The 20,242-nt window shown below is 57.8% G+C and carries 25 protein-coding genes; 21 read left to right on the plus strand and 4 right to left on the minus strand.

Annotated features, from left to right (window positions below; translation table 11 throughout):
• Positions 1–35: 35 nt before the first annotated feature.
• The gene (locus QWJ10_RS15340) at positions 36–815 is read right to left on the minus strand and encodes a tetratricopeptide repeat protein (RefSeq protein WP_289927740.1); all 780 of its coding nucleotides are present in this window, start codon (positions 813–815) and stop codon (positions 36–38) included.
• Between the two features lie 244 nt (positions 816–1,059).
• Between QWJ10_RS15340 and QWJ10_RS15345 the strand changes: the two genes are divergently transcribed.
• From QWJ10_RS15345 to QWJ10_RS15405, 13 genes are all read left to right on the plus strand, one after another.
• Positions 1,060–1,764: a type III secretion protein gene (locus tag QWJ10_RS15345; RefSeq protein ID WP_289927741.1), complete on the plus strand. Its 705-nt coding sequence runs from the start codon at positions 1,060–1,062 to the stop codon at positions 1,762–1,764.
• A gap of 39 nt (positions 1,765–1,803) precedes the next feature.
• Positions 1,804–2,013: a hypothetical protein gene (locus QWJ10_RS15350; RefSeq protein ID WP_010798170.1), complete on the plus strand. Its 210-nt coding sequence runs from the start codon at positions 1,804–1,806 to the stop codon at positions 2,011–2,013.
• A 125-nt stretch (positions 2,014–2,138) separates the two neighbouring features.
• Positions 2,139–2,459: a hypothetical protein gene (locus QWJ10_RS15355; RefSeq protein ID WP_354669630.1), complete on the plus strand. Its 321-nt coding sequence runs from the start codon at positions 2,139–2,141 to the stop codon at positions 2,457–2,459.
• Position 2,460: 1 nt separating this feature from the next.
• Positions 2,461–3,243 carry a type III secretion system inner membrane ring lipoprotein SctJ gene (gene sctJ, locus QWJ10_RS15360; RefSeq protein ID WP_289927745.1) on the plus strand — a complete coding sequence of 261 codons (783 nt, stop codon included), beginning with the start codon at positions 2,461–2,463 and terminating at the stop codon, positions 3,241–3,243.
• Positions 3,240–3,911, plus strand: coding sequence for a hypothetical protein (locus QWJ10_RS15365; RefSeq protein WP_289927746.1), 672 nt, complete (start codon positions 3,240–3,242; stop codon positions 3,909–3,911). The genes sctJ and QWJ10_RS15365 overlap by 4 nt, the downstream gene beginning before the upstream one ends.
• Positions 3,908–4,501: a type III secretion system stator protein SctL gene (gene sctL, locus QWJ10_RS15370; RefSeq protein WP_289927747.1), complete on the plus strand. Its 594-nt coding sequence runs from the start codon at positions 3,908–3,910 to the stop codon at positions 4,499–4,501. The genes QWJ10_RS15365 and sctL overlap by 4 nt, the downstream gene beginning before the upstream one ends.
• Positions 4,501–5,850, plus strand: a complete 1,350-nt coding sequence (locus QWJ10_RS15375) for a FliI/YscN family ATPase (protein ID WP_289927749.1) — start codon at positions 4,501–4,503, stop codon at positions 5,848–5,850. Before sctL ends, QWJ10_RS15375 begins: the two co-directional genes overlap by 1 nt.
• On the plus strand, positions 5,847–6,329 hold the full coding sequence (locus QWJ10_RS15380) for a hypothetical protein (RefSeq protein ID WP_289927751.1): 483 nt from the start codon (positions 5,847–5,849) through the stop codon (positions 6,327–6,329). Before QWJ10_RS15375 ends, QWJ10_RS15380 begins: the two co-directional genes overlap by 4 nt.
• Positions 6,329–7,366, plus strand: a complete 1,038-nt coding sequence (gene sctQ, locus QWJ10_RS15385; RefSeq protein WP_289927825.1) for a type III secretion system cytoplasmic ring protein SctQ — start codon at positions 6,329–6,331, stop codon at positions 7,364–7,366. The genes QWJ10_RS15380 and sctQ overlap by 1 nt, the downstream gene beginning before the upstream one ends.
• Positions 7,359–8,015 carry a type III secretion system export apparatus subunit SctR gene (sctR, locus tag QWJ10_RS15390; RefSeq protein WP_010798178.1) on the plus strand — a complete coding sequence of 219 codons (657 nt, stop codon included), beginning with the start codon at positions 7,359–7,361 and terminating at the stop codon, positions 8,013–8,015. The genes sctQ and sctR overlap by 8 nt, the downstream gene beginning before the upstream one ends.
• A 1-nt stretch (position 8,016) precedes the next feature.
• Complete coding sequence (locus QWJ10_RS15395; RefSeq protein WP_010798179.1) at positions 8,017–8,286, plus strand: flagellar biosynthetic protein FliQ; 270 nt, start codon at positions 8,017–8,019, stop codon at positions 8,284–8,286.
• Between the two features lie 9 nt (positions 8,287–8,295).
• Positions 8,296–9,108 carry a type III secretion system export apparatus subunit SctT gene (gene sctT, locus QWJ10_RS15400; RefSeq protein WP_125889065.1) on the plus strand — a complete coding sequence of 271 codons (813 nt, stop codon included), beginning with the start codon at positions 8,296–8,298 and terminating at the stop codon, positions 9,106–9,108.
• Positions 9,109–9,141: 33 nt separating this feature from the next.
• Positions 9,142–10,185 (plus strand): EscU/YscU/HrcU family type III secretion system export apparatus switch protein, encoded by a 1,044-nt coding sequence (locus QWJ10_RS15405; protein ID WP_289927757.1) that lies wholly within the window; start codon positions 9,142–9,144, stop codon positions 10,183–10,185.
• 128 nt (positions 10,186–10,313) lie between these two features.
• Here the strand turns inward: QWJ10_RS15405 and QWJ10_RS15410 are convergent, their stop codons facing one another.
• The gene (locus tag QWJ10_RS15410) at positions 10,314–10,691 is read right to left on the minus strand and encodes an RcnB family protein (RefSeq protein ID WP_010798182.1); all 378 of its coding nucleotides are present in this window, start codon (positions 10,689–10,691) and stop codon (positions 10,314–10,316) included.
• An 89-nt stretch (positions 10,692–10,780) separates the two neighbouring features.
• On the minus strand, positions 10,781–11,719 hold the full coding sequence (locus QWJ10_RS15415) for an AEC family transporter (RefSeq protein WP_289927826.1): 939 nt from the start codon (positions 11,717–11,719) through the stop codon (positions 10,781–10,783).
• Between the two features lie 243 nt (positions 11,720–11,962).
• Between QWJ10_RS15415 and QWJ10_RS15420 the strand changes: the two genes are divergently transcribed.
• From QWJ10_RS15420 to QWJ10_RS15440, 5 genes are all read left to right on the plus strand, one after another.
• Positions 11,963–12,289: a hypothetical protein gene (locus QWJ10_RS15420; RefSeq protein WP_289927760.1), complete on the plus strand. Its 327-nt coding sequence runs from the start codon at positions 11,963–11,965 to the stop codon at positions 12,287–12,289.
• 144 nt (positions 12,290–12,433) lie between these two features.
• Complete coding sequence (locus QWJ10_RS15425) at positions 12,434–12,898, plus strand: DUF2243 domain-containing protein (RefSeq protein ID WP_289927762.1); 465 nt, start codon at positions 12,434–12,436, stop codon at positions 12,896–12,898.
• A 21-nt stretch (positions 12,899–12,919) separates the two neighbouring features.
• Positions 12,920–13,741 carry a cytochrome c oxidase assembly protein gene (locus QWJ10_RS15430; protein WP_289927764.1) on the plus strand — a complete coding sequence of 274 codons (822 nt, stop codon included), beginning with the start codon at positions 12,920–12,922 and terminating at the stop codon, positions 13,739–13,741.
• Positions 13,742–13,820: 79 nt separating this feature from the next.
• Positions 13,821–14,135: a hypothetical protein gene (locus tag QWJ10_RS15435; RefSeq protein ID WP_122042644.1), complete on the plus strand. Its 315-nt coding sequence runs from the start codon at positions 13,821–13,823 to the stop codon at positions 14,133–14,135.
• Between the two features lie 151 nt (positions 14,136–14,286).
• A complete protein-coding gene (locus tag QWJ10_RS15440; RefSeq protein WP_286788609.1) occupies positions 14,287–15,363 on the plus strand; it encodes an alpha/beta hydrolase in 1,077 nt (358 codons plus the stop codon).
• 1 nt (position 15,364) lies between these two features.
• Here QWJ10_RS15440 and QWJ10_RS15445 read toward each other — a convergent pair whose 3' ends face one another.
• Complete coding sequence (locus QWJ10_RS15445; protein ID WP_122042642.1) at positions 15,365–16,144, minus strand: IclR family transcriptional regulator; 780 nt, start codon at positions 16,142–16,144, stop codon at positions 15,365–15,367.
• A 96-nt stretch (positions 16,145–16,240) separates the two neighbouring features.
• Between QWJ10_RS15445 and QWJ10_RS15450 the strand changes: the two genes are divergently transcribed.
• From QWJ10_RS15450 to QWJ10_RS15460, 3 genes are read left to right on the plus strand one after another with little or no spacing between them, the layout of a single operon-like run.
• On the plus strand, positions 16,241–17,773 hold the full coding sequence (locus tag QWJ10_RS15450) for an MFS transporter (protein WP_289927768.1): 1,533 nt from the start codon (positions 16,241–16,243) through the stop codon (positions 17,771–17,773).
• Entirely contained in the window at positions 17,770–18,801 is a 1,032-nt protein-coding gene (locus tag QWJ10_RS15455; protein WP_289927791.1) for an HlyD family secretion protein, read from the plus strand. The genes QWJ10_RS15450 and QWJ10_RS15455 overlap by 4 nt, the downstream gene beginning before the upstream one ends.
• Entirely contained in the window at positions 18,801–20,231 is a 1,431-nt protein-coding gene (locus QWJ10_RS15460) for an efflux transporter outer membrane subunit (protein ID WP_289927793.1), read from the plus strand. Before QWJ10_RS15455 ends, QWJ10_RS15460 begins: the two co-directional genes overlap by 1 nt.
• Positions 20,232–20,242: the final 11 nt, after the last annotated feature.

The raw sequence follows: 20,242 nt of genomic DNA on the forward strand, positions 1-20,242 counted from the left end.
CGTCAGATCGGTTCTGGCGAACATTTTTAATTGGGTTAAGTGGCGATAAGCCCTACCGCCTGGGCGCGTTGCATCGGGTCGCGCAAGGACTTGATCTGCCGGGCCTGTTCGAGCAGTCGGGCTTTTTGAGCCGGTGTCGTTTGGGGAATGACCAAGCCCGTAGCCTCCTGCTCGTGACCGGCCAGTACCAGTGCCAGAAGCAGGTTGCGGTAATGGCCTGGCATGGCCAGAGGGGAGCGGGTGACTTCACGCAGCCGTGTGACGGCACGATCCGGTGAGCCTCCCAACGCCATGGCCACGGCCTGATTGCTTTGGATGTCCAGATTGCCGGGCGCCAATTCAAGCGCCTGGGAAAAGGCTGTTTCCGCTGCGGCTGACTGGCCCAACAGACTGTAGGCCGTGCCCAGCTTGCTATAGGTGCTGGCCGTTCTCTTGAGCGGGGCAACTTCCTTCAGTGCATTGGCCGCACTGCTGGCATTGCCGAGTCGTAGCTGGGCACTACCAAATCCCAACAGCGCGTCGGGATTATGGGGTTCCTTTATCAAAGCCTCGCGAAAGGCCTGGGCGGCACCGTTGGCATCTCCGCTGCCAAGCCGGGCATTACCCAGACGAATGAACGCGGGAGCGTCCTGCTGCTGTTGAGCCGCGCGTGCATACAGGGCCGACGCGGTGGCAGGGTCGCCCCGGCGTTCGATGTCGGATGCCAGTTTGTCCAGCTGAAGATCAGAGTGGGGATTGGAAGGTGCGGAGCTGCAACCGGCCAGCCAGGAGCACAAAACAGCCAGGGCAAGCCGGATAGGGCGGGAGGTAGGCAAAATCACACTCCATGTTTTGACTGCAAAGAGCCACATCCTGCGCATTTGGCCGGACAAACATGACAGCGCGATGACAGCGCCCGGCTGTGTTTGAGGCTTATCCTGTACCGCCCTGGTTCTGTGATACAGACAACACTCATTGGGTGACTTGCAACGGGCTTGTCACAAAGCCTCACCATACTCGGGGCATCGAGAAAGTGTCCGAACGTTCCGGATAAAGGATAAGCCGGAGTCGTCGTTTGGTTTGCTTCGTACAGGGATGGATCACTGTCTGCCATCGGTTCGAGTCGTATGTGGCATCGAGCCGGGTATGGAAGAGATGAAGAAGAACGAGCAAGCCATGCCGTTGCCTGTTTTTACCGCTCGCTGTTTACGTTCACTGTGTTGCCTGCTTGCGCTTGCAGGGGTTGCGCTTGATGGCTGGGCACAGACAGCGAAACCTGCCTGGCTGGACCAGCCCTATCACTACGTTGTGATTGATCAGGATGTACGCGGCGTACTGATGGAGTTCGGCCGCAATCTGTCATTGCCCGTGGTCTTGTCCGATCAGGTCAAGGGCCGGGTACAGGGTCATGTGCGGGCGGAGCACGCGGGTGAGTTTCTCTCGCGTATCAGCGCCACCCAAGGGCTGGTCTGGTACTACGACGGCAGCGCCCTGCATGTGAACGCCAACCGCGAGCTGATCAGTCAGATCATCGATACCCGCCGGTTCGATCAGAAGGCTTTGAGAGGCGTGCTCGACCAGCTGGGCCTGGTAGGCGAGAACGTATCGATACAGCTCAACCCCGGCCGCTCGGTTCTGAGCGTATCCGGGCCGCCTGCCTACATTGGCTATGTGCAGCGCAGTCTCGAAGGCCTGGAAAGGCCCGTTATTTCGAGGGGAAAAAGCCAGGGCATTCGTATCTTTCGGGGCGGCGCGGAAACCGAAGTCTTTAGCGGACAGGGTTGAACATCTGGCCTTTTGGCCCTCACAGACAAGGAGAAGGACATGGCAACAGCACCCATAGATAACAGCAGTACCGGCAGCGTCACTAACAGCGAGCAGACATTCGACGCTGCGCTCGAGTCGTCTGATACCGGCATGACCGATGAAGAGTTCACCCAGCAGTTAGTGGACGGTGCGGTGACCGTCGCCGGGCAGATGATCATCATGCCCCGTGCGAACGAAATCCTGAACGAGGCGATGTCGGACGAGTAAGTCTGGCGGCCCTGTGCATTATCGACGTGTGTCTGGAGATATTCATGACTGTCAGTATTCCTCCTGTAGCCCCGCAGCCCATGCCGGAACCTGCCGCGCAGGCTGCCCAGAATCTCTTCGAGCACATGGCGATGCATGCGCAGGGCCTTCCTCAGGGAGCAAGCCCGGCTCAACTGAGCCAGGGATTGATGGAGCGGCTGGATGGCTTTCTGGATCGTTCCCATCGCTTCGCTGAACGGGCCAATGGCGGTGTCGATCAGACGCAGACTTTCAGCCCGGTGCTCCGTAGCCCCCAGGCCGAAGGCACGGCGCTTCCGGACAGCCAGATGGACAAGGTTGTCACCGCACTGAGCCGCATGTTCGATCATTCGATCGAAACCCAGATGGTTGTCCGAGGCGCGACCCAGGTTTCCGGGGCGGCCAATACCCTGCTGCGTGGTCAATAAGATGACCGGTTGGAACGGATGGTTTGCAAAAGCGGTAGTACTGCTCACGCTGGTGGCGTTGCTGCAGGGATGTAAAACGGACCTGTATACCAACCTCTCAGAACGCGATGCGAACAGCATGGTGGCGGAGTTGTTGCGGCGCGGCATTTCTGCTGAACGCGTCGTTCAGAAGGACGGCCGTCTTACCGTCAAGGTAGACGAGGCACGCTTTGCCGAGGCCATGCATATCCTCGACGAAGCCGGCTTGCCAGGGCAATCCTTTGCCAACCTGGGCGATGTATTCAAGAGCAATGGGCTGGTGTCTTCGCCTGTTCAGGAGCGTGCTCAGATGATCTATGCCCTGAGCGAAGAGCTCTCGCATACCGTATCGCAGGTCGATGGAGTGCTGTCGGCCCGGGTGCATGTGGTATTGCCCGATAATGACCTGCTTAAACGCAATGTCACGCCATCTTCCGCATCGGTTTTTATCCGGTATGAACCGGGGCTCGATATCAATCCGCTGATTCCACAGATCAAGACTCTGGTCGCTAATGGCATTTCGGGCCTGACTTATCAGAACGTTTCAGTCGTACCGGTCGAGGCGGTCAAGCGGGTCGAAGGCTCCCAAGAGGGCGAACCCCTGGCTTCGTTCATGGGGGTCTGGATGCTTCAGTCGAACGTCGGCAAGGCCGCCTGGATCATGGGCGGGCTGCTTTTCCTCGTGCTGGCGCTGGCCACTTCACTGGTTTACGTAGTGTGGCAGTCCCGGCGTACTCAACCCTACGAATTGGTGCCATTGAAATGAGCCTGACACAGTCTGCAGAACTGCCGTTGTTTCGTGGTGAAAACGGGTGGAGCCTCTTCAAGACCAACCCTTTGCGCTTCGTACACGGCAAGCACGTTGCTGAGTGCTTCAGTGAGTGGGGCGAGTATTCCATCGTGGCTGCCATCCAGGCCGAACAACGGTTTCAGTCTCGACTTGAGCGTTTGTTCCAGGATCACTTCGCGCTGCCGCCATTAAATGAGGTAGAGCCGCCCGTTGAAGAGGACTTGGCCATTGCGTTACTAGCCCCGGAACACTTTGCTGCACTGGCGGTGCCGTGTGGAGTGGTCCTTCATGGACGCTCCTTCACCCAGGAGATCAGAGCGTCGGCCTTGCGTGCGCTGAAAGCGCGCTTTGGTGAGAACTTATTTGCCCTGGCCGTAACCAATGCCGACCTGACCAGCACCTCCACCGTTCTGACCGATCTCGATGAACTGGAGCGGGCCGTTCAGCTGGATGGAGAGGCCTGTATTGCCGCCTGGCTGGCCGCTCAACCTACCTCGCTCGCCGCCTGGCTGCGACTGAAGGCGACGGATGAGCCTGTCTACAGCCGCGCGCTTTCGACGGACCTGCTGCAACGCGGGCCCGCCATCGTCAGGCGTATAGCGCCGCACGTTCAGGCCTATGCAACAGTGAGGAAGGCTTCTTGAGCGAACTGCCCCGTCAACCTACCCAAACCATTCTTCGGCAAGCTGAGGCCGCCCAATGGATGGATGGCTACACGTTTCTCGAGCAGGCCCGACAGGAAGCGGATGCCCTGCTGGCCAGTACACAGGCGCAAGTCGATGCCGCCCGCACTCAAGGCTACGCTGAAGGCCAGCGCGCCGGCATCGAGGCGGCAAACAAGATCCTGGTGAATACCACCCGCCAGATGGACCAGTATTTGGCCAGTCTGCCGGAGGCTTTGACCGACCTCGCTCTGGATGTGGTCCGCCGCGTTCTGGGCCAGTTTGAGCCCGGCGAGCTGGTGGCCCGTCTCGCTCGCGAAGCCCTGACGACCTTTCGCGGTCAGCACTCGATAACTGTGAGGGTAGCGCCAGAGCATGTGGCCCACGTGGAAGCAATGCTGCTGGAGGGGGCTGGACCATCAGCCTCGTTTCGCGTCGAGCCCGATGCCCAGCTCACAGCGACTCAATGCGTTATCGCCAGTCCTGTCGCTGTGGTGGATGCCAGCCTGGACATGCAACTGGAGGCGCTTCGTATCGCCTTGGTCAGCCCTGGCGAGTCTGAGGCGGTGTAATGCAGGAGTCGGTGTTGGAAGTGTTAGATCTCCAGACGATCATCCCCAGCTTGAAAGCGCGCCTGGATCGGGCAGAGTCGCGTCCGGTACGCGGACGTGTGAAGTGTATTCGCGGGATCATGGTGCACGCCATGTTGACCCAGGCTCGGGTTGGCGAACTTTGCTACCTACGCGACCCGCTCACGGGACGCACGATTCCCGCTGAAGTCATCGGCTTCGAGCATGACGAGGCGCTGCTGACACCGGTGGGTGAGTTGGAGGGTATGTCGACCCGGACAGAAGTCATCTCCACCGGTCAGGCGATGACAATCACCGTAGGTGATCATTTGCTCGGTGCGGTTATCAGTCCGACCGGCGAGCGGCTGGATCGTGTCGAAAGAACAGCTGATAGGCATGATACGCGCCGCTATCCGCTTCAGGCCGAGCCGCCAGCGCCGTTTGAGCGAAGCCTGATTAAGGAGCCCTTGCAATTAGGTATTCGTGCCATTGATGGACTCATGACGGTTGCCCGGGGTCAGCGCGTCGGGATTTTTGGTGAACCCGGTATCGGCAAGTCTTCTCTGCTGGCCAGTATTGTCAAAGGTACCGAGGCGGACATCATTGTTCTGGGATTGATTGGCGAGCGTGGCCGCGAAGTGCGCGAACTGCTGGATGTTCAATTGGGCAGGCGGGCACGGGCGCGTACCGTAGCGGTGGTGGCTACCTCGGATCGGCCTGCCATCGAGCGCGTCAAGGCCGCCTACGTGGCGACCAGCGTTGCCGAGTATTACCGTGACCAGGGCAAGAATGTATTGCTGCTCATGGACAGCATTACCCGGTATGCCCGTGCGCAGCGGGAGATCGGCCTGGCGGCAGGGGAGCCGCCTACTCGACGAGGGTACCCGCCATCCTTCTTTGCCGCATTGCCACGGCTGCTCGAACGGGCAGGCCCCGGGCCGCACGGAACGATCACCGCGTTGTATACCGTCCTGACTGAAGGGGACGGCACCCTTGATCCCGTCGCCGAAGAAACCAAGTCCATTCTGGATGGACACATCGTGCTGAGTGCAGAGTTGGCTCAACGCAATCATTTCCCAGCCATCGACGTGTTGCGTAGTCGTAGCCGTTTGATGGACACGGTTGCGTCCGAGGCGCACCGCCGATGGGCGGGCCAGGTACGTGAACTGATGGCGCGCTATGCCGACATCGAGTTACTGCTCAAGGTGGGTGAATACACGACTGGCAGCGACGCCATGACAGATCAAGCCATTACGCAACAGGGCGCGATCGAAGCCTTTTTACGGCAGCCTACCGAGGAACGCGCGGCGTTCGCCGAAACCGTGCGGCGCTTGGCGAGCCTTGCATCATGACCCATTCCAGAAGCCGTCTGAATGTGTTGATTGCGTTGCGCACACGGCGTGAAGAACGTGCCATGGCAGCACTGGCAGCTGCTACACAGCGCTCCAGCGAGGCGCAGAAGGCAGCTGCAAATGCCCGGAAACAGCATCACGCCCATTGCGTCGACCAGCATCAGCAGGAGGCGCAGCTGATGGCCACTCTGGCTCATGGAGCCTTTGGGCATCGTGAAGTACAGCAGGTGGACGAGGCGCTCAAGGCATTGACCGGACGTCGGATGGATCTGGAGGACGAACTCCGCCGACTGGACGAGCAGCATGCCATGGCGCTGCTCAGGCGTAGCGAAGCCCTGCAGACGCGTAACCAGTGCTGGAAAGCGAGGCAGGCCGTCAGCCTTTTACTGGCCAATGAGCATAAAAACGTGCGTCTTGCAGAAGAGATGCAGGCTGATATCGAGACGGAAGATCGCCCGCAAGCCAGGAAGGCCCCGTGATGTGGATGACCGATACATCAGCTGGTGATGAGTTTTGCACGAGTGAAGAGGTTGCCCCTCTGGTGTTTCCCCTTGTCACACTCGAAGACGTCAGGCTTGCCAATCGTGTGTATCGCTCGCGTGAAGACTGGCAGGGAAAGATTACAGGTCATCCCGTCAGCGTTCGGCTTGCATGGAACTCCCAGCCCATCCAGTCCGCCTTATCGTTTCCGCTCATGTTCGATGAGCAGCCAGCCTGTCTGCAGCTGCCATCATCGCTGGCTCAGGCACTTGGCGGAGCGCTACTGGAGGGCATCGGCGCTCCGGCGCGCTTCCGGGCCTTGCTGATCGAGCAGGCGCTCCTGACCTCTATTCAGCCCATTGAGCAATCCACCGGATTCTCCATTCGGTTCGCAGCCGGTCCCGTGGACATTCCTCATCCCATACGGCTCTTGTTTCAGGTAACGCTGCGGGACAAGACCTATCCCGTGATGCTGGATCTTTCAGCCATAACCCTTGGTCCGCTCTTGCCATGCCTCGATCAAACATTTCCTGCCAGTGATTTGCCTCTTTCTCAGCTGCGGCTCCCCGTAACGCTCTGCATCGGCAGCCAGCAGGTGCGCCTGAGTGAACTGCAAGGTTTACAGCCTGGTGATGTAGTGATGCTGCGCTCGAACCAGGGCGCCTGGATATCGGTTGAAAACCGGCTCAGGGCGCCTCTGGCAGGAGTGGCCTCGGGATACCAGCTGCAAACCGCATTGGTTTTAACGTCTGTCAGTAAGGAATGGGACATGAGTGATACGTCCATGCATAAAACAACCGCCGAGGATGATCCATTAGGGGAGGTGCCTGTTACATTGGTATGTGAGGCGGGGCGGCTGGAGTTGCCGCTAGGTGAGGTAAAGGCGCTGTCGGAAGGAAGCATCCTTGCGTTTCCGGACTCGACTGATGAGGCCGTTGAAATCACTGTGAACGGCCGCCGACTCGGCCGCGGTACCCTGGTCAGGATTGGCGAAGGGCTAGGCGTACGGATCACGAGCCTATCAACGCATGGATGAATTTCAGCCCAACCTGATTGAGATCATCATTGTTGTTGCGACGATCGGGCTGGTTCCACTTGCAGTCGTCACGATGACGGGATTTCTCAAGATCTCTGTCGTCTTGTTTCTGATCCGCAACGCCTTGGGCATTCAGCAAACGCCGCCGAACCTCGTCTTGTACGGTATTGCTTTGATTCTGACCGTGTATGTGACCACTCCGCTGGTAGGTGAGATGTACCGGCAGCTGGAGCATCAACCGATCAGTTTGGAGAGCGTGGACGGTGTCAAAGCAGCCGCTGGAGCGCTTCGCCAGCCATTGCAGAACCATCTTTCGAGGTTCGCCAATGATAATGAGCGCGCATTCTTCATGCAGGCGACAGAGAGCATCTGGTCGGAGGAAGCGCGGGCAGACTTACGGGACGATGATCTGGTTGTACTCATTCCCGCCTTTGTCAGTTCGGAGCTGACCCGCGCATTTGAGATCGGCTTTCTTTTATATATCCCGTTTCTGGTGATTGACCTGATCGTCTCCAATGCCCTCATGGCCATGGGCATGATGATGGTGTCGCCTACGTTGATTTCCATTCCCCTGAAAATTTTCCTGTTCGTGGCGGTTGAAGGATGGTCACGCCTGATGCACGGATTGATCATGAGTTACGGAGGCTGAGGTGGGACAGGATCTGTTTCTTTCCTTGATGAAGGAGTCACTGCTTACCGTGTTGCTCCTGTCGGCGCCGGCTCTGATCGTCGCCATCGTGATCGGCTTTGGGGTAGGGCTCATGCAGGCTCTTACACAGATTCAGGATCAAACGCTGCCGCAGGCCGTCAAGCTGGTGGCTGTGCTGCTTGTGCTGATCCTGGTCGGCCCGCTTCTGGCCGGGCAAGTGGGGCAGTTGGCCGAACGGATGCTCGATAATTTCGCAGCCTGGACACGGTAAGGCACTGACGTGAATTTTGCCGTTGCCCAGGCGCTTCTGGACTATGTCTACCCCTTCCTCGCGGCCTTTGGCCTGGCAGTAGCACGGGCGTTGGGCATGGTCATTATCAGTCCGGCATTCAATCGCCTGGGACTGACCGGCATGATCCGTTCGGCGGTAGCCGTCGTGCTGGCCATTCCGGTGGCGCCAGTCATCTATGCCGGGCTTTCGCTGGCAGACGCACCGACTGGTTTTGCCATTGCAGGGCTGCTGATCAAGGAAATGGCGATTGGCTTGGTGATTGGTCTTGCCTTCGGTATTCCGTTCTGGGCTGCAGAGGTTGCAGGTGAGCTGGTCGATCTTCAGCGCGGGTCTACCATGGCCCAATTGGTAGATCCACTGGGCGCCGGTGAGACGAGCATTTCCTCCACGCTCCTGACGGTTACCCTGATCACACTGTTTTTCATGTCTGGGGGCTTTACGCTCATGGTGGATGGGTATTACCGCAGCTATGGCCTCTGGCCGACCCTGACCTTTAGCCCGATCGTGGTAGAAAACACGGCGCTGGAGATCGTGCGGATACTGGACCGTGTGATGCAGATCGGGGTGTTGCTGATCGCACCCATTGTCGTGGCGCTGCTAGTGGCTGACATGATGCTGGCCTATCTCTCCCGTATGGCCCCCCAGCTGCATGTATTCGATCTGTCTCTCCCGGTAAAGAATCTGCTGTTTTCGTTCTTGATGATGCTTTACGCATCCTTCCTTGTGCCGCTCATGTTATCGGAGCTGGGTAGCCTGTATGAGGTGTTCGACTGGTTGGAACAGGCCGTCTCTGAGGGCTAGGGCAATGAACAGGCGCTTTCAGGTAGTGGTGTCATGAGTCAGCAGACTGAGGAAAAATCCCTCCCGGCCTCAGCCAAGAAACTGCGTGATGCACGTAAGAAAGGGCAGCTACCCAAAAGCCAGGATCTGGTAACCGGTATGGTTATCCTGGCCTGCACCCTGTGCGTGGTCGTGATAGCGCCCGATATCGAGGCGCGTGTGGAGGCGCTGTTGCTTGAGGCAGGCCGAATCTACGTCGAGCCATTCACCCAGGTCTGGCCAAGGCTGCAAATGCTGGGGCTTGATGTCCTGATGGCCGCTACGTTACCGCTGTTTGCTGTCACGGTAGTCACAGTGATTCTGACGAATATTGTAGTCATGCGCGGTATGGTCTTTTCGGCCGAGCCGGTGAAGCCAACGTATGAACGGATCGATCCGGTTGCCGGCTTCAAGCGTATTTTTTCCATGCGCAGCGTTATCGAATTTCTGAAGGCGCTTATCAAGCTCTGCGCAATGGCGGTGGCGTTCATCATCGTCTACCGGCTGGGGCTGCAGCGGCTAATGGAGTCTTCCTACTGCGGTACCTCCTGCCTGTATGCCACGTTCCTGGGGCTTCTAAAACCGTTGGTCATCACGGCTATCATCGCTTTTTTGATCGTAGGCGGTTTCGATGTGCTGATGCAGCGCTGGCTCTTTGCCCGGGAAATGCGCATGACCAAGAGCGAACAGAAGCGCGAACTCAAAGACACTGACGGCAACCCGATGGTCAAGCGTGAGCGCCAGCGGTTACGCCGCGACATGCAGAGCCTTTCAGCCAAGCGTGGCCTGCAGCATGCCTCGCTCATTATTGGTGCGCCTGGGCAGTGGGTCGTAGGGTTGAGATATGTCAGGGGCGAGACACCGGTGCCGGTCATCGTCTGCCGTGCAGAACCCGAGCAATCCCAACAAATGATTCAGGACGCACAACAGTTGCGGCTCCCTTATGCGGTCAACGGAGGACTGGCTGAGCGCATTGCCCAGCGGACAGCCGGAGAAGGGGTGCCGGAAGCGACCTTTCAGGCCGTGGCGGACATTCTGGTAGGTGCTCGCCTGATTTAGCTGATAGACAAAGGCGCAGGCTAAGGAGTAAGTCGATAAAGGCCAAACGTATGAAGAGTGCAAACAATAAGGGCCGGTGACTGTTCCGGCCCTTATGCGTAGTACTGACAGGCTTGATCAGCCCGCTGTTACTTCTTCGAGTCCTGCCCTTTGACGATCTTGATGATCGCGCCTTCGGTGTCTTTCAGGAGCACATAATCGTTACCGATCTTGACCCAGTGCTGGTTCTCTTCGGGAGCGCTCAGGCCGTGGGCTTTCCAATCCTTGATTCGGTAGGTATCACGCTGATATTTATCAGGCGCTTCGCTGCCTACCTTATATTCGTTGTTGCTGTTCGGGTCCTTGACGGTGGCATCTTCTGACTGATTAGGTGCCTTTTTCATTACTTCGGACTGGTACTTGCTGTTGGAAGGCTGGTGATCGCCAGCGGCTTGCTGGGCGAAGAGGGCACCGCTTGCAAGGGATGCGCTGATGGCTACAACGGCCGATAGTGCTTTGATATTCATCTCGTCCTCCAATGATCGAGTCTACACATGAGACCTGCATTGGCTCCTGGATATCCCCAAGGCGTTTTATTTTCCGCTGCGGCCCCGCGTCACGGTACAGGGCTGATAAACATAAGCAGGGCGCTGATCGTTAAGAATGAAGCGGTAGTGGCAACCATAAGCGCAGCCGCGCAACGGCCTTCCAGTCCATAGCGTTGTCCTATGATCGGATAAATACTCATCATCGGCGCGCTGGCGAACAAAACGGCTGCGAGCTTGAGCGTTGGATCAATGGAGGGCAGCATCAGGGTCATCAGAAAGACGGCCAGCGGATGCAGAATGAGTTTGCTGCCCGCAATCCGGCCGACGTCGACCAGCATGCCTTTTGCCTTCAGGCCATACAGCGTGGCGCCAATTACAAAGAGCGCAGTGGGCGCCGAGGCGTGGGCCAGCATGTCGATCACCGTATAGATCGCGATAGGCAGTTTGATCTGTAGCGCCGACAGCAGGAGCCCGACAAGAATCGCAATGATCATCGGGTTCTTGCCCAGTCGCTTGACGATGTCCAAGAGCACTTTCAACACACCGCCTTCGCTGGAGCGACTGGCTTCAGCCAGCGCCAGCGCCAATGGAATCATCAGCATGTTTTCCACCAGCATGTTGAGGGCCAACGCTACCGCAGCCGGTTGTCCCAGTACCAATACGGCAATCGGATAGCCAATGAAGCCACTGTTGGACACAGACATGCCCATGCCTGTAATGGCGCTGACATCCAGGGTCTGTTTGAGCTTGTAGCGGGTAAAGCAAAAGCCGCCGGTGAATACCAAAAGCGATCCTACCGCGTAGGCGATCAGATAGGATTTATTGAACACCTGATCGATCGGGCTTTCGGATAACGCCCGGATGATCAGGGCCGGCATCGCGAATGTGATGACGAAGCTACCCAAGCCACGGATCTGCTCCCGCACTAGAATGCCGCTCTTGGAGGCAAAAAAGCCAAGACCAATCAGGATGAAGATAGGGGTCGTGATGGACAGTATCTGTAGCACGGTAACCGCTGCGTCCTTGTTGTTTTGACTCATCATGGCAGCTTGGCAGGATCAGGGCCAGGCTCGATGCCAGCGTTCTTACGGCTATGATCCGTACCGCCTTTCTTAATTCATTCAAATAATGATTAATTGCATCGAACCTGCTGCATAGAACACTGTCATAGCGCCATCATTGCATGGAGCGACTTAATGGTAACCCCAAGGAAACACCCGAATCACAGGCTGAAGGCCACGCAAACCCTCATGTTAAGCCTGGCTTTTTTGGGTGCCTCTTTCTCCTCGATCACAGTGCACGCGGCTGAAGTCTCGTTTCGTGAAGCCGGGCCTGAGCAAACCTGGCATGTGCAGACAGACAACGTGTTGGTGCGTAAATGGCCTGTTGTGTATGACACAGCAGCGGCTCGGCGGGGGAATGTGCAGACTCGTCTGGCAGCTGGCACATCCGTACGGGTAGTGGATACGCGTGAATACAAGCGCTGGAAAAAGATCCAGATCTCTACGGGTGATCAGCAGCCGGTGGAAGGATGGATTGAAAGCAAGGATGTGCATTCCGCCATACGAGTAGAGTAATAAATCGCCTGACAGGTAATTGCTGCCTGCGCTGAACCAGTGGCTTTCCTCGAACGATCCCGCTTGTCTTGCGTCTTACTTCACAGAGGCTTGTCCAGACCACTGGATAAGACGAGTGAGTGACCGAGACAAGAAGGAATGCTCATGGCTACCGGAACATCAGCCACGCTTCTGGCGCGCCGATCCCTGACAGCTGCGTTGCTTATTGGGATCGGCTTCATGGCCGCCATCGATGAAATCATTTTTCACCAGGTCTTGGCCTGGCATCATTTTGTGGATCGTGGCACGGGCGCTTTCGCCTTGCTTTCCGATGGCATCCTGCATTCGGCCGAACTCATTCTGATTATTGTCGGGTTTTTCATGGTGGCCGAACTGCGGGAGCGTAAAGCCTTTGCCAAATCTCAGGCCTGGGCCGGCTTCTTCATGGGGATGGGGGCATTTCAACTGTTCGATGGCCTGATCGATCACAAAGTCCTGCGCTTGCATCAGGTCCGATACGTCGACAATCTAATGCTGTATGACCTGCTCTGGAACCTCGCAGGTATCGTATTGCTGCTGATTGGCCTTTTATTCCTGAGAAGAGCCCGACGCACCTACGTCAGACCATAACCCCTAGGAGCCTTGCTGATAATGCATGCCTATTTCCTGGGGCCGGGCCACGTAGCGGTATTCCCGATCCTGCTGGCTATCATCGTCTGGTTGTTCTACTGCTTCGGTGTAATCTGCTTGCAGCGACAAGGGCGGACATGGTCCGGCTGGCGTACGCTCAGCTTTGCGGTTGGCATCGTCCTGATCGTAGTCGCCTTCATGCCACCGGTATCGAGCTTTGCTCATCAGGACCTTCGCGGACATATGCTCCAGCACCTTCTGCTGGGCATGTTTGCGCCGCTGGGCCTGGTATTTGGCGCACCGGGTACGCTGGTACTGCGTACTATACCCATTGATACGGCACGGGTACTGGTTCGCCTGTTGGCGACGCGCTTCATGCGTGTGCTGACTCATCCGATTACGGCGGCGCTTCTGGATATAGGCGGTATGTATGTTCTGTATCTGACCTCATTTTTTGCGCTAAGCCAGAGCAGCCCATGGGTTCATACCTGGCTGCATCTGCACTTTATCCTGTCGGGGTATCTGTTTACCTGGGCCATTGCCGGACCTGATTCCGCGCCTCATCGGCCTACGCTGCGCCTGCGGCTGGTTGTGCTGTTCATCGCAATGGCCGCCCATGCAGGGCTGGCCAAGATCATGTACGGGTTTGGTTATCCCCGTGGGCTTGGTTATGCGCGTACCGAGATCGAATCTGCCGCTCAATGGATGTACTACGGTGGCGATTTGGCAGAGGTGCTACTGGCCGTTGCGTTCTGCAGGGTGTGGTTTCGTCATCGCAAACGCCTCCAGGCCCAAGCGTACAGTCATCAGCCGCTGGTTTATGGGCTGACCAGGACAGGATAAGGAGAACCTGCACATCCTTTCAGTTATCGAAGCGTTAAAGACATGCTAGATTCGCGTTCCCACGGCTAGAGGTCCCGTTGTGAAAGAAGATAAAAGCCCCCATACCCATCTCAATACCGATGAGCCCGAGCCGCCGCCCAGTAAGGCCGGTTGCCTCTGGATGACCGTCGGTGCCATTGCCTTTGCCTTCGCACTGTTTGGCGGCATGATCTATCTCTTTACCCGCGGACCTTCGCCTCAGGTTGAAGCCAACGAACGGAGTACGATCGAAGCCTGTCATCAGCGCGCTGATGCTGCCGCCGCTGGCTCAGGGGAGCGTCTCTCGATTCAGCAGTCCTGCCAGGAAATGGAAAAGCAGTTCATCAAGAAATATGGCCACGCGCCTAACCAGTAAGGTCCTACACGGCGCCTTTCAGCGTTAGGCTCCGATTATTCAGAGGGTGTTGTCTGCCTTGCCAGTACACGCCCTTTGTCGTCTCTCTGGTTCTGACCGGAACCTCCGGTCTCATATTGTGGCCCACACCTTGAACAGGTTTGGAGGTCACATGAACAAGTCATCTTTCAATTTCGACAAGAAACGCTTGATCTTGAGTAGCGTGGCGGCAGCCTGTGCACTGGCCATGCCCCGTGGAGGACTGCGCAGTATGGTGTCGGCTGCAGCGGCGTTGGGGCTGGGTAGCGCGTTGCTCAAGCCGAGTGCCAATGAGGCGTCAATCGATGCGAATGAGCAGGCAGCGCCCGAGCTTATTCGTACAGCCCTCGTCAATGGCATCACTATGCGGTGGGAGGAGCACGGTGATTCCGACCCAGGTGCAGTACCCGTCATCATGGTACATGGTATTCCTACTCATCCACGTCTGTGGCGTTATGTGATTCCACAGGTCTGTAAGCCGGGTGTGCGTTGCCTTGCCTGGGAGCTGGTGGGCTTTGGCTGGTCGATGGAAGAGGGCCTTGAGCGCGACATTTCGCTCCCCAAACAAGCGGACTACCTGTACGACTGGCTGCAGCACATGAATATCACCCAAGCCGTCTTCGTCGGACATGATCTGGGCGGGGGCGTACTTCAGGAACTCCTGGTCAGGCATCCTGAGCTTAGTAGCGGATTGGTGCTAGTCGATAGCGTCGCGTATGACAACTGGCCCGTTCCTACGGTGCGCCTGGCCAAACTCAAGGCGTCGGTCATCGAACAGCTTCCACCCAGTCTGTTCAAGCCACTCTTTTTAAGCGGTGTGTACAACCTGGGACACGATAATGAGGCTCGCCGCCAGGAGTCGATCAGCCTGCATTGGCAGCCGTACTCGCGAACCATCGGCCCCAAGGCCTTTGCGCATCAGATCAGTTGTCTGGACTCGAAAGACACCCAGGCACTGGCGGGGAAACTGTCCATCATCCGTGGGCCCAAGCGGATCGTCTGGGGAGATTCGGACTCCATTACGTTCGCTTCGGGCCAGCAGTTGGCAGCTGAGCTGAACGCCTCTCTGGTATCCATTCCCGGCGGGCGACATTTCAATCCTGAAGACCACCCGAGCATTGTCAGTCAGGCAATCAGCGAGGTGCTTCAGTTGGCCGACAAAAATGCTGGAGTCGATCCATTGGTTGCAGAAGGTACAGAACTCGCCTGACTCATCCAGCCGGCGGATGATCGACCTGAGGGCTACGCAGCGCGTCGGCTAGTGCGTTACGGCAATCTGTTAACGCGCGGCGCAGGCCCTCGTCATTTGCCTCCATCCGCCAGGCAGGGCCAACCAGGGAAATGGCATACCTGCCCTGAGGCGTTTCAATGCCGATAGCCATGGCATGGACACCCAGCATGTGCTCTTCGCGATCATAGGAAAAGCCATCCTCCCGAATCTGCTGCAATTCATCGAGCAAGGCGGGCAGGGTGGAAAGTGTCTTGTGGGTAAGCACTTTTAGCTCGGGCCCAAGCAGCTGGGTTACTACGCTGTCCGTCATGCCCGACAGCAGCATTTTTCCACCCGAAGTAGCGTGAATGGCCAGAAAGTTACCGGGGGTGGGTGCTACTCGTAGTTCCTGACTGGATATAACCGAGTGCAGCACCATCAATTCAGCGCGATTGGCATGCACCAGTACAGCCGTCTCGCCGGTGTGCTTGGACAACTCTTCCAGAAAGGGGCGCACCCGCTGGGTGATATCGCCATGGCTCCGGGACGCCAACCGGATCAGGGCTGGTCCTAACCGCACGCCGCCAGCGCCATGAACCTCGAGCAGCTGCTCCAATGCCAGTGCATCCACCAGCCGCTGCACGGTGGAGCGGGGCAGGTCGATGCGTTTGGCGATAGCGCCAAGGCTTAGCCCTGCGGGTTCATTTTCAAGGCACCGAAGGATGGCCGCGGCCCGTGAAATGACCTGAATGGCACCACGTTCCGGCTCAGAGGTCGTCATGGATATTGTCCTATGTATCACTGTTCGGTACACTGTACCGCATATTGCTTCTGCACCATAGGCTCAGTTTCGAGCCCTTTCGTTTCTGGAAATTCTATGTCTCCTACTGCGCCACCGGCGCCAGCTCCAGCACCCTTTGGCTGGCGTTTGGCTATTGGACTTATCGGCGTCCTGATTGCAGCGTTGACTTCAGGTCTCAATGACCGCGTAACGGAAATCGCCCTTGCAGATATACGGGGCGTATTTGGAATCGGTCATGACGAAGGCACCTGGATCAGCGCATTGTACGGAGCCGCCGAGGTGTCGGCGATGCTCATTTCACCGTGGCTGGCGGTCACGTTCTCGCTGCGCCGATTTGCTATCGGGGTTACACTGGCGTTTGCCTTCCTGGGATTGCTGTGTCCGTTTGCACCGGATCTGCCATCGCTGCTGTTTCTACGCGTCCTCCAGGGATTGGCCGGAGGGGCATTGCCGCCGCTCCTGATGACGGCGGCGCTACGCTTCCTGCCCTGGCATATCAAGTTGTATGGTCTTTCAGCCTATGCCCTGACCGCGACGTTCGGCCCAAACCTTGCTGTACCGCTGGCTGCCGTCTGGACGGATTATCTGGACTGGCATCTGGTGTTCTGGCAGGTGGTGCCTTCCTGCCTGATCGCCGCCGCCTGTATCGCTTATGGCTTGCCGCAGGACCCGCTGCGCCTTGAGCGCTTCAAACAAGCCGACTGGCTGGGTGCACTGCTTGGGTGTGGAAGTGTGGCTATGTTTGTGATTGCCCTGATGCAGGGGGAGCGGCTGGACTGGCTGGCTTCGCCACTGATCCGCACGTTGTTCATCGGCGCTGCCATCCTGTTTCCTCTGTTTCTGATCAACGAGTGGTTTCACCCGCTTCCGCTGGTAAAGCTGCAATTGCTCAGTCGACGCAATTTCTCGTTCGGCATTATTACGTTGGCCAGTTTTCTGATCTTGGGCATGTCGGGTGTGGCGATTCCGTCCGCTTATCTAGCCCACGTGCATGACTACCGTCCCCTGCAAACCATGCCGATTGCTCTGATGATCGCCTTGCCACAGCTTCTTATGGCGCCGTTGGTAGCCACTGTCATCAATCGCAACTGGGTGGACTCCCGTTGGGTCATTGCCTGTGGCCTTGGCCTGATGACGCTGGCCTGCCTGGGTGGCTCACAGCTGACAAGCGACTGGATTCGGGACGATTTCTATATCCTGCAAATCCTGCAGACCCTGGCGCAGCCGATGATTGTGGTTCCGCTGCTCATGTGCGCCACGGGTGTGGTACAGCCTATTGAAGGTCCTTTTGCCTCTGCCACCGTCAATACCGTACGGGGTCTTTTCTCTGTAATCGGTGCGGCGCTGCTGGAGCATTTCATCACGGTGCGTGAGCACTTTCATTCCAATGTCCTGCTTGACCGGCTCGGGTCGGCGCAGGCCCAGCTATCACCTCTGCTGACCAACGACTCGATGTCGGCCTTGAGCCACCGCGTTCGCGAGCAGGCGTTCGTCCTGTCGTTCAGCGACGCCTATCTGGCGCTGATCGGCGTCGCGGCATTCATGCTGCTGGTCCTGCTGACCCTGCCCAAGCGGGCTTATCCACCTCAACCTCCGGTAATGCCATGAGTCATAAAACCGCGTTTTCTCTTGTCGGCGTCGCCGTTGTGCTTGGCGCCCTGTATGCCTGTGTCCATGTCGCCCAGAATGATGGAACGCAAAGCACAGACGATGCTTTTATCACCGCTGATTCAGTACTGGTCGCGCCCAAGATCGCAGGTTTGGTGTCCGAGGTGCTTGTCTCGGATAACCAGCCAGTCAAGGCAGGCCAATTGTTGGCCCGTATCGACGACCGGGATTTCGTGGCGGCGCAGGCTTCGGCTCAGGCGGCTGTGAAGGCTGCTGCGGCCGAGGTGGCTAACCTGACTGCTGAAATCGATCGTCAGGCTGCCATCATCGATCAGGCAGCGGCGACGGTACGTGCCACTGATGCGTCCCTTTCATTCGCCCAGGCCAATGCCAAGCGCTATCGCAACCTGTCCAGGGCAGGGGCCGGTACCGTCGAGGAGCAGCAGAAGGCTGAGGCCGAACTCCTGCAATGGCAGGCCGCCAGGGACCGGGACAGTGCTGCCCGTGTCGCTGCCCAGAAGCATCTGGCAGTACTCAAGGCACAGCGTGATGTAGCGGCCGCGTCTCAAGCAAAGGCCGAAGCAGCACGCGAACAAGCCGACCTGAATGTGTCATATACTCATATCGTAGCGCCTCGCGATGGCGTGATTGCCCAACGCTCGGTTCGGGTAGGTGCCTACGTGGCTCCGGGCAAACCGTTGCTTGCCGTGGTACCGGTCAGTGAAGCCTATGTGGTTGCGAATTTCCGTGAGACGCAGCTGGGGAGGATGCAGGCCAATCAGCCGGTCGATGTGCGGGTTGATGTTTTCCCTGATCAGGTCCTGCATGGCCATATCGACAGTCTCGCACCCGCTACGGGGCTTGCGTTTTCAGCGATTGCACCCGATAACGCCACCGGCAACTTTACCAAGGTCGCCCAGCGGGTCCCGGTCAAGATCGTGTTCGAGCCTGATCAGCCAGCCGTTGCCAATCTGCGTGTAGGGTTGTCGGTGGTGGCGACTGTCGATACGCAGGGAGAGGTTCACTGATGCGCCGCTCCCTATTGGCTATCACGTTGGCCGTGCTTTCCGGATGCAGCGTGGGACCTGATTTTCATAAACCTGAGGCGGTCCTGCCCAAGGCTTGGCAAGGCCCATCACAGGCCGTTGGTAGCGTGACGGTTAGCCATCCCATTGAAAAGGCGTGGTGGACACAGTTCAACGATCCACTCCTGACCTCACTCGTTGAGCGGGCCGCCTCCACCAACCTGGACCTGGCCCTTGCCAGCAGCCGCTTCGAGCAGAGTCGTTCGCTGCTGCAGGTTGCCGGTGCCGATGTACTGCCAGACGTCTCGGCCACAGGAGGCTACCAACGTGCACGCAACAGCGAGCAAGGCCTTATGGATGCCTCGGGCAATAATGGAAAGTCCGACTTCAACCTTTGGCAGTACGGTCTTAAGGCGAGCTGGGAGGTAGACCTTTGGGGCCATGTCAGGCGTACCCTGGAGGCTGCCAACGCAGGCGTTGCCTTGAGCGAGGCTGAACGGAATGGCGTCGCCTTGAGCATTGCGACAGAAACCGCAGCGGACTACCTGCGTCTGCGGGGTGTTCAGGCAACGTTGGCGGTTACCCGGCAGAACCTGGATATTGCCAGGCAAAGTCAGGCACTTACCAAAACCCGTTTTGAGAATGGTGTAACAACCAACCTGGATACTGCCAACTCGGCTGCCCAGGTGGCCACGATCGAAGCCCGTATTCCGTTGCTAGAGGCAGAGGAGGCCCGTCTCATCAATGCCTTGAGTTATCTGCTTGGCCAGGAGCCCCATGCGCTCGGCCAGGAGTTGGGGCAGCCGCGAGACTTGCCAGAGCCGCCGTCAGCCGTACCGGTGGGGTTGCCGTCGGAGCTTGCCCGTCGTCGTCCGGATATCCAGAAGGCCGAAGCAGCTCTGCATCAGGCTACAGCAGCCGTAGGCGTGGCCCAGGCGGATTTCTATCCACGCATCAGCCTGGGCGGCAATTTTGGCTTCCAGGCACTGGAAGGCTCTAATCTCGGTTTATGGAGCGCCCGCCAGTTCTCGATCGGTCCCAGCCTTTACCTGCCTATTTTCCAAGGTGGACGCCTGACCGGCACGCTGGAGCTGCGCGAACGTCAGCAGCAGGAAGCGGCTTTGAATTACCGACGCACCGTATTGGCTGCCTGGCATGAAGTAGACGATGCACTGACGTCCTACAGTGCTGAGCAACGTCACCATGCGGCGCTTGCACAAGCGGTCAGTCAAAACCGTATCGCGCTGGAAACAGCCCAGGCGCGCTACAAGGAAGGCGCCATTGATTTCATCAACGTGCTGAATGTCCAGCGTGAGCTGATCCAGACTCAAAGCGCCCTGGTGGACAGTGCTACCCGCGTCTCGACGGATCTGGTGCAGGTGTACAAGGTATTGGCCGGTGGATGGCCGAAGGCTTCGGGCCATCAAGGTTAAACCGTAACCCT

Origin of the sequence: Pseudomonas sp. WAC2, from assembly GCF_030403525.1 — a bacterium.
GTDB lineage: Bacteria > Pseudomonadota > Gammaproteobacteria > Pseudomonadales > Pseudomonadaceae > Chryseomonas > Chryseomonas luteola.

What these genes read in the sequence shown, in the direction of transcription:
- QWJ10_RS15450 (WP_289927768.1), top strand. Translation starts at nt 16,241, where the DNA reads ATGTCTCCTACTGCGCCACCGGCGCCAGCTCCAGCACCCTTTGGCTGG.
- QWJ10_RS15375 (WP_289927749.1), top strand. Translation starts at nt 4,501, where the DNA reads ATGCAGGAGTCGGTGTTGGAAGTGTTAGATCTCCAGACGATCATCCCC.
- sctR (WP_010798178.1), top strand. Translation starts at nt 7,359, where the DNA reads ATGGATGAATTTCAGCCCAACCTGATTGAGATCATCATTGTTGTTGCG.
- QWJ10_RS15460 (WP_289927793.1), top strand. Translation starts at nt 18,801, where the DNA reads ATGCGCCGCTCCCTATTGGCTATCACGTTGGCCGTGCTTTCCGGATGC.
- sctQ (WP_289927825.1), top strand. Translation starts at nt 6,329, where the DNA reads ATGTGGATGACCGATACATCAGCTGGTGATGAGTTTTGCACGAGTGAA.
- QWJ10_RS15445 (WP_122042642.1), bottom strand. Translation starts at nt 16,144, where the DNA reads ATGACGACCTCTGAGCCGGAACGTGGTGCCATTCAGGTCATTTCACGG.
- QWJ10_RS15380 (WP_289927751.1), top strand. Translation starts at nt 5,847, where the DNA reads ATGACCCATTCCAGAAGCCGTCTGAATGTGTTGATTGCGTTGCGCACA.
- QWJ10_RS15440 (WP_286788609.1), top strand. Translation starts at nt 14,287, where the DNA reads ATGAACAAGTCATCTTTCAATTTCGACAAGAAACGCTTGATCTTGAGT.
- QWJ10_RS15420 (WP_289927760.1), top strand. Translation starts at nt 11,963, where the DNA reads ATGTTAAGCCTGGCTTTTTTGGGTGCCTCTTTCTCCTCGATCACAGTG.
- QWJ10_RS15365 (WP_289927746.1), top strand. Translation starts at nt 3,240, where the DNA reads ATGAGCCTGACACAGTCTGCAGAACTGCCGTTGTTTCGTGGTGAAAAC.
- QWJ10_RS15430 (WP_289927764.1), top strand. Translation starts at nt 12,920, where the DNA reads ATGCATGCCTATTTCCTGGGGCCGGGCCACGTAGCGGTATTCCCGATC.
- QWJ10_RS15350 (WP_010798170.1), top strand. Translation starts at nt 1,804, where the DNA reads ATGGCAACAGCACCCATAGATAACAGCAGTACCGGCAGCGTCACTAAC.
- QWJ10_RS15405 (WP_289927757.1), top strand. Translation starts at nt 9,142, where the DNA reads ATGAGTCAGCAGACTGAGGAAAAATCCCTCCCGGCCTCAGCCAAGAAA.
- QWJ10_RS15455 (WP_289927791.1), top strand. Translation starts at nt 17,770, where the DNA reads ATGAGTCATAAAACCGCGTTTTCTCTTGTCGGCGTCGCCGTTGTGCTT.
- QWJ10_RS15425 (WP_289927762.1), top strand. Translation starts at nt 12,434, where the DNA reads ATGGCTACCGGAACATCAGCCACGCTTCTGGCGCGCCGATCCCTGACA.
- QWJ10_RS15355 (WP_354669630.1), top strand. Translation starts at nt 2,139, where the DNA reads ATGGCGATGCATGCGCAGGGCCTTCCTCAGGGAGCAAGCCCGGCTCAA.
- sctJ (WP_289927745.1), top strand. Translation starts at nt 2,461, where the DNA reads ATGACCGGTTGGAACGGATGGTTTGCAAAAGCGGTAGTACTGCTCACG.
- QWJ10_RS15410 (WP_010798182.1), bottom strand. Translation starts at nt 10,691, where the DNA reads ATGAATATCAAAGCACTATCGGCCGTTGTAGCCATCAGCGCATCCCTT.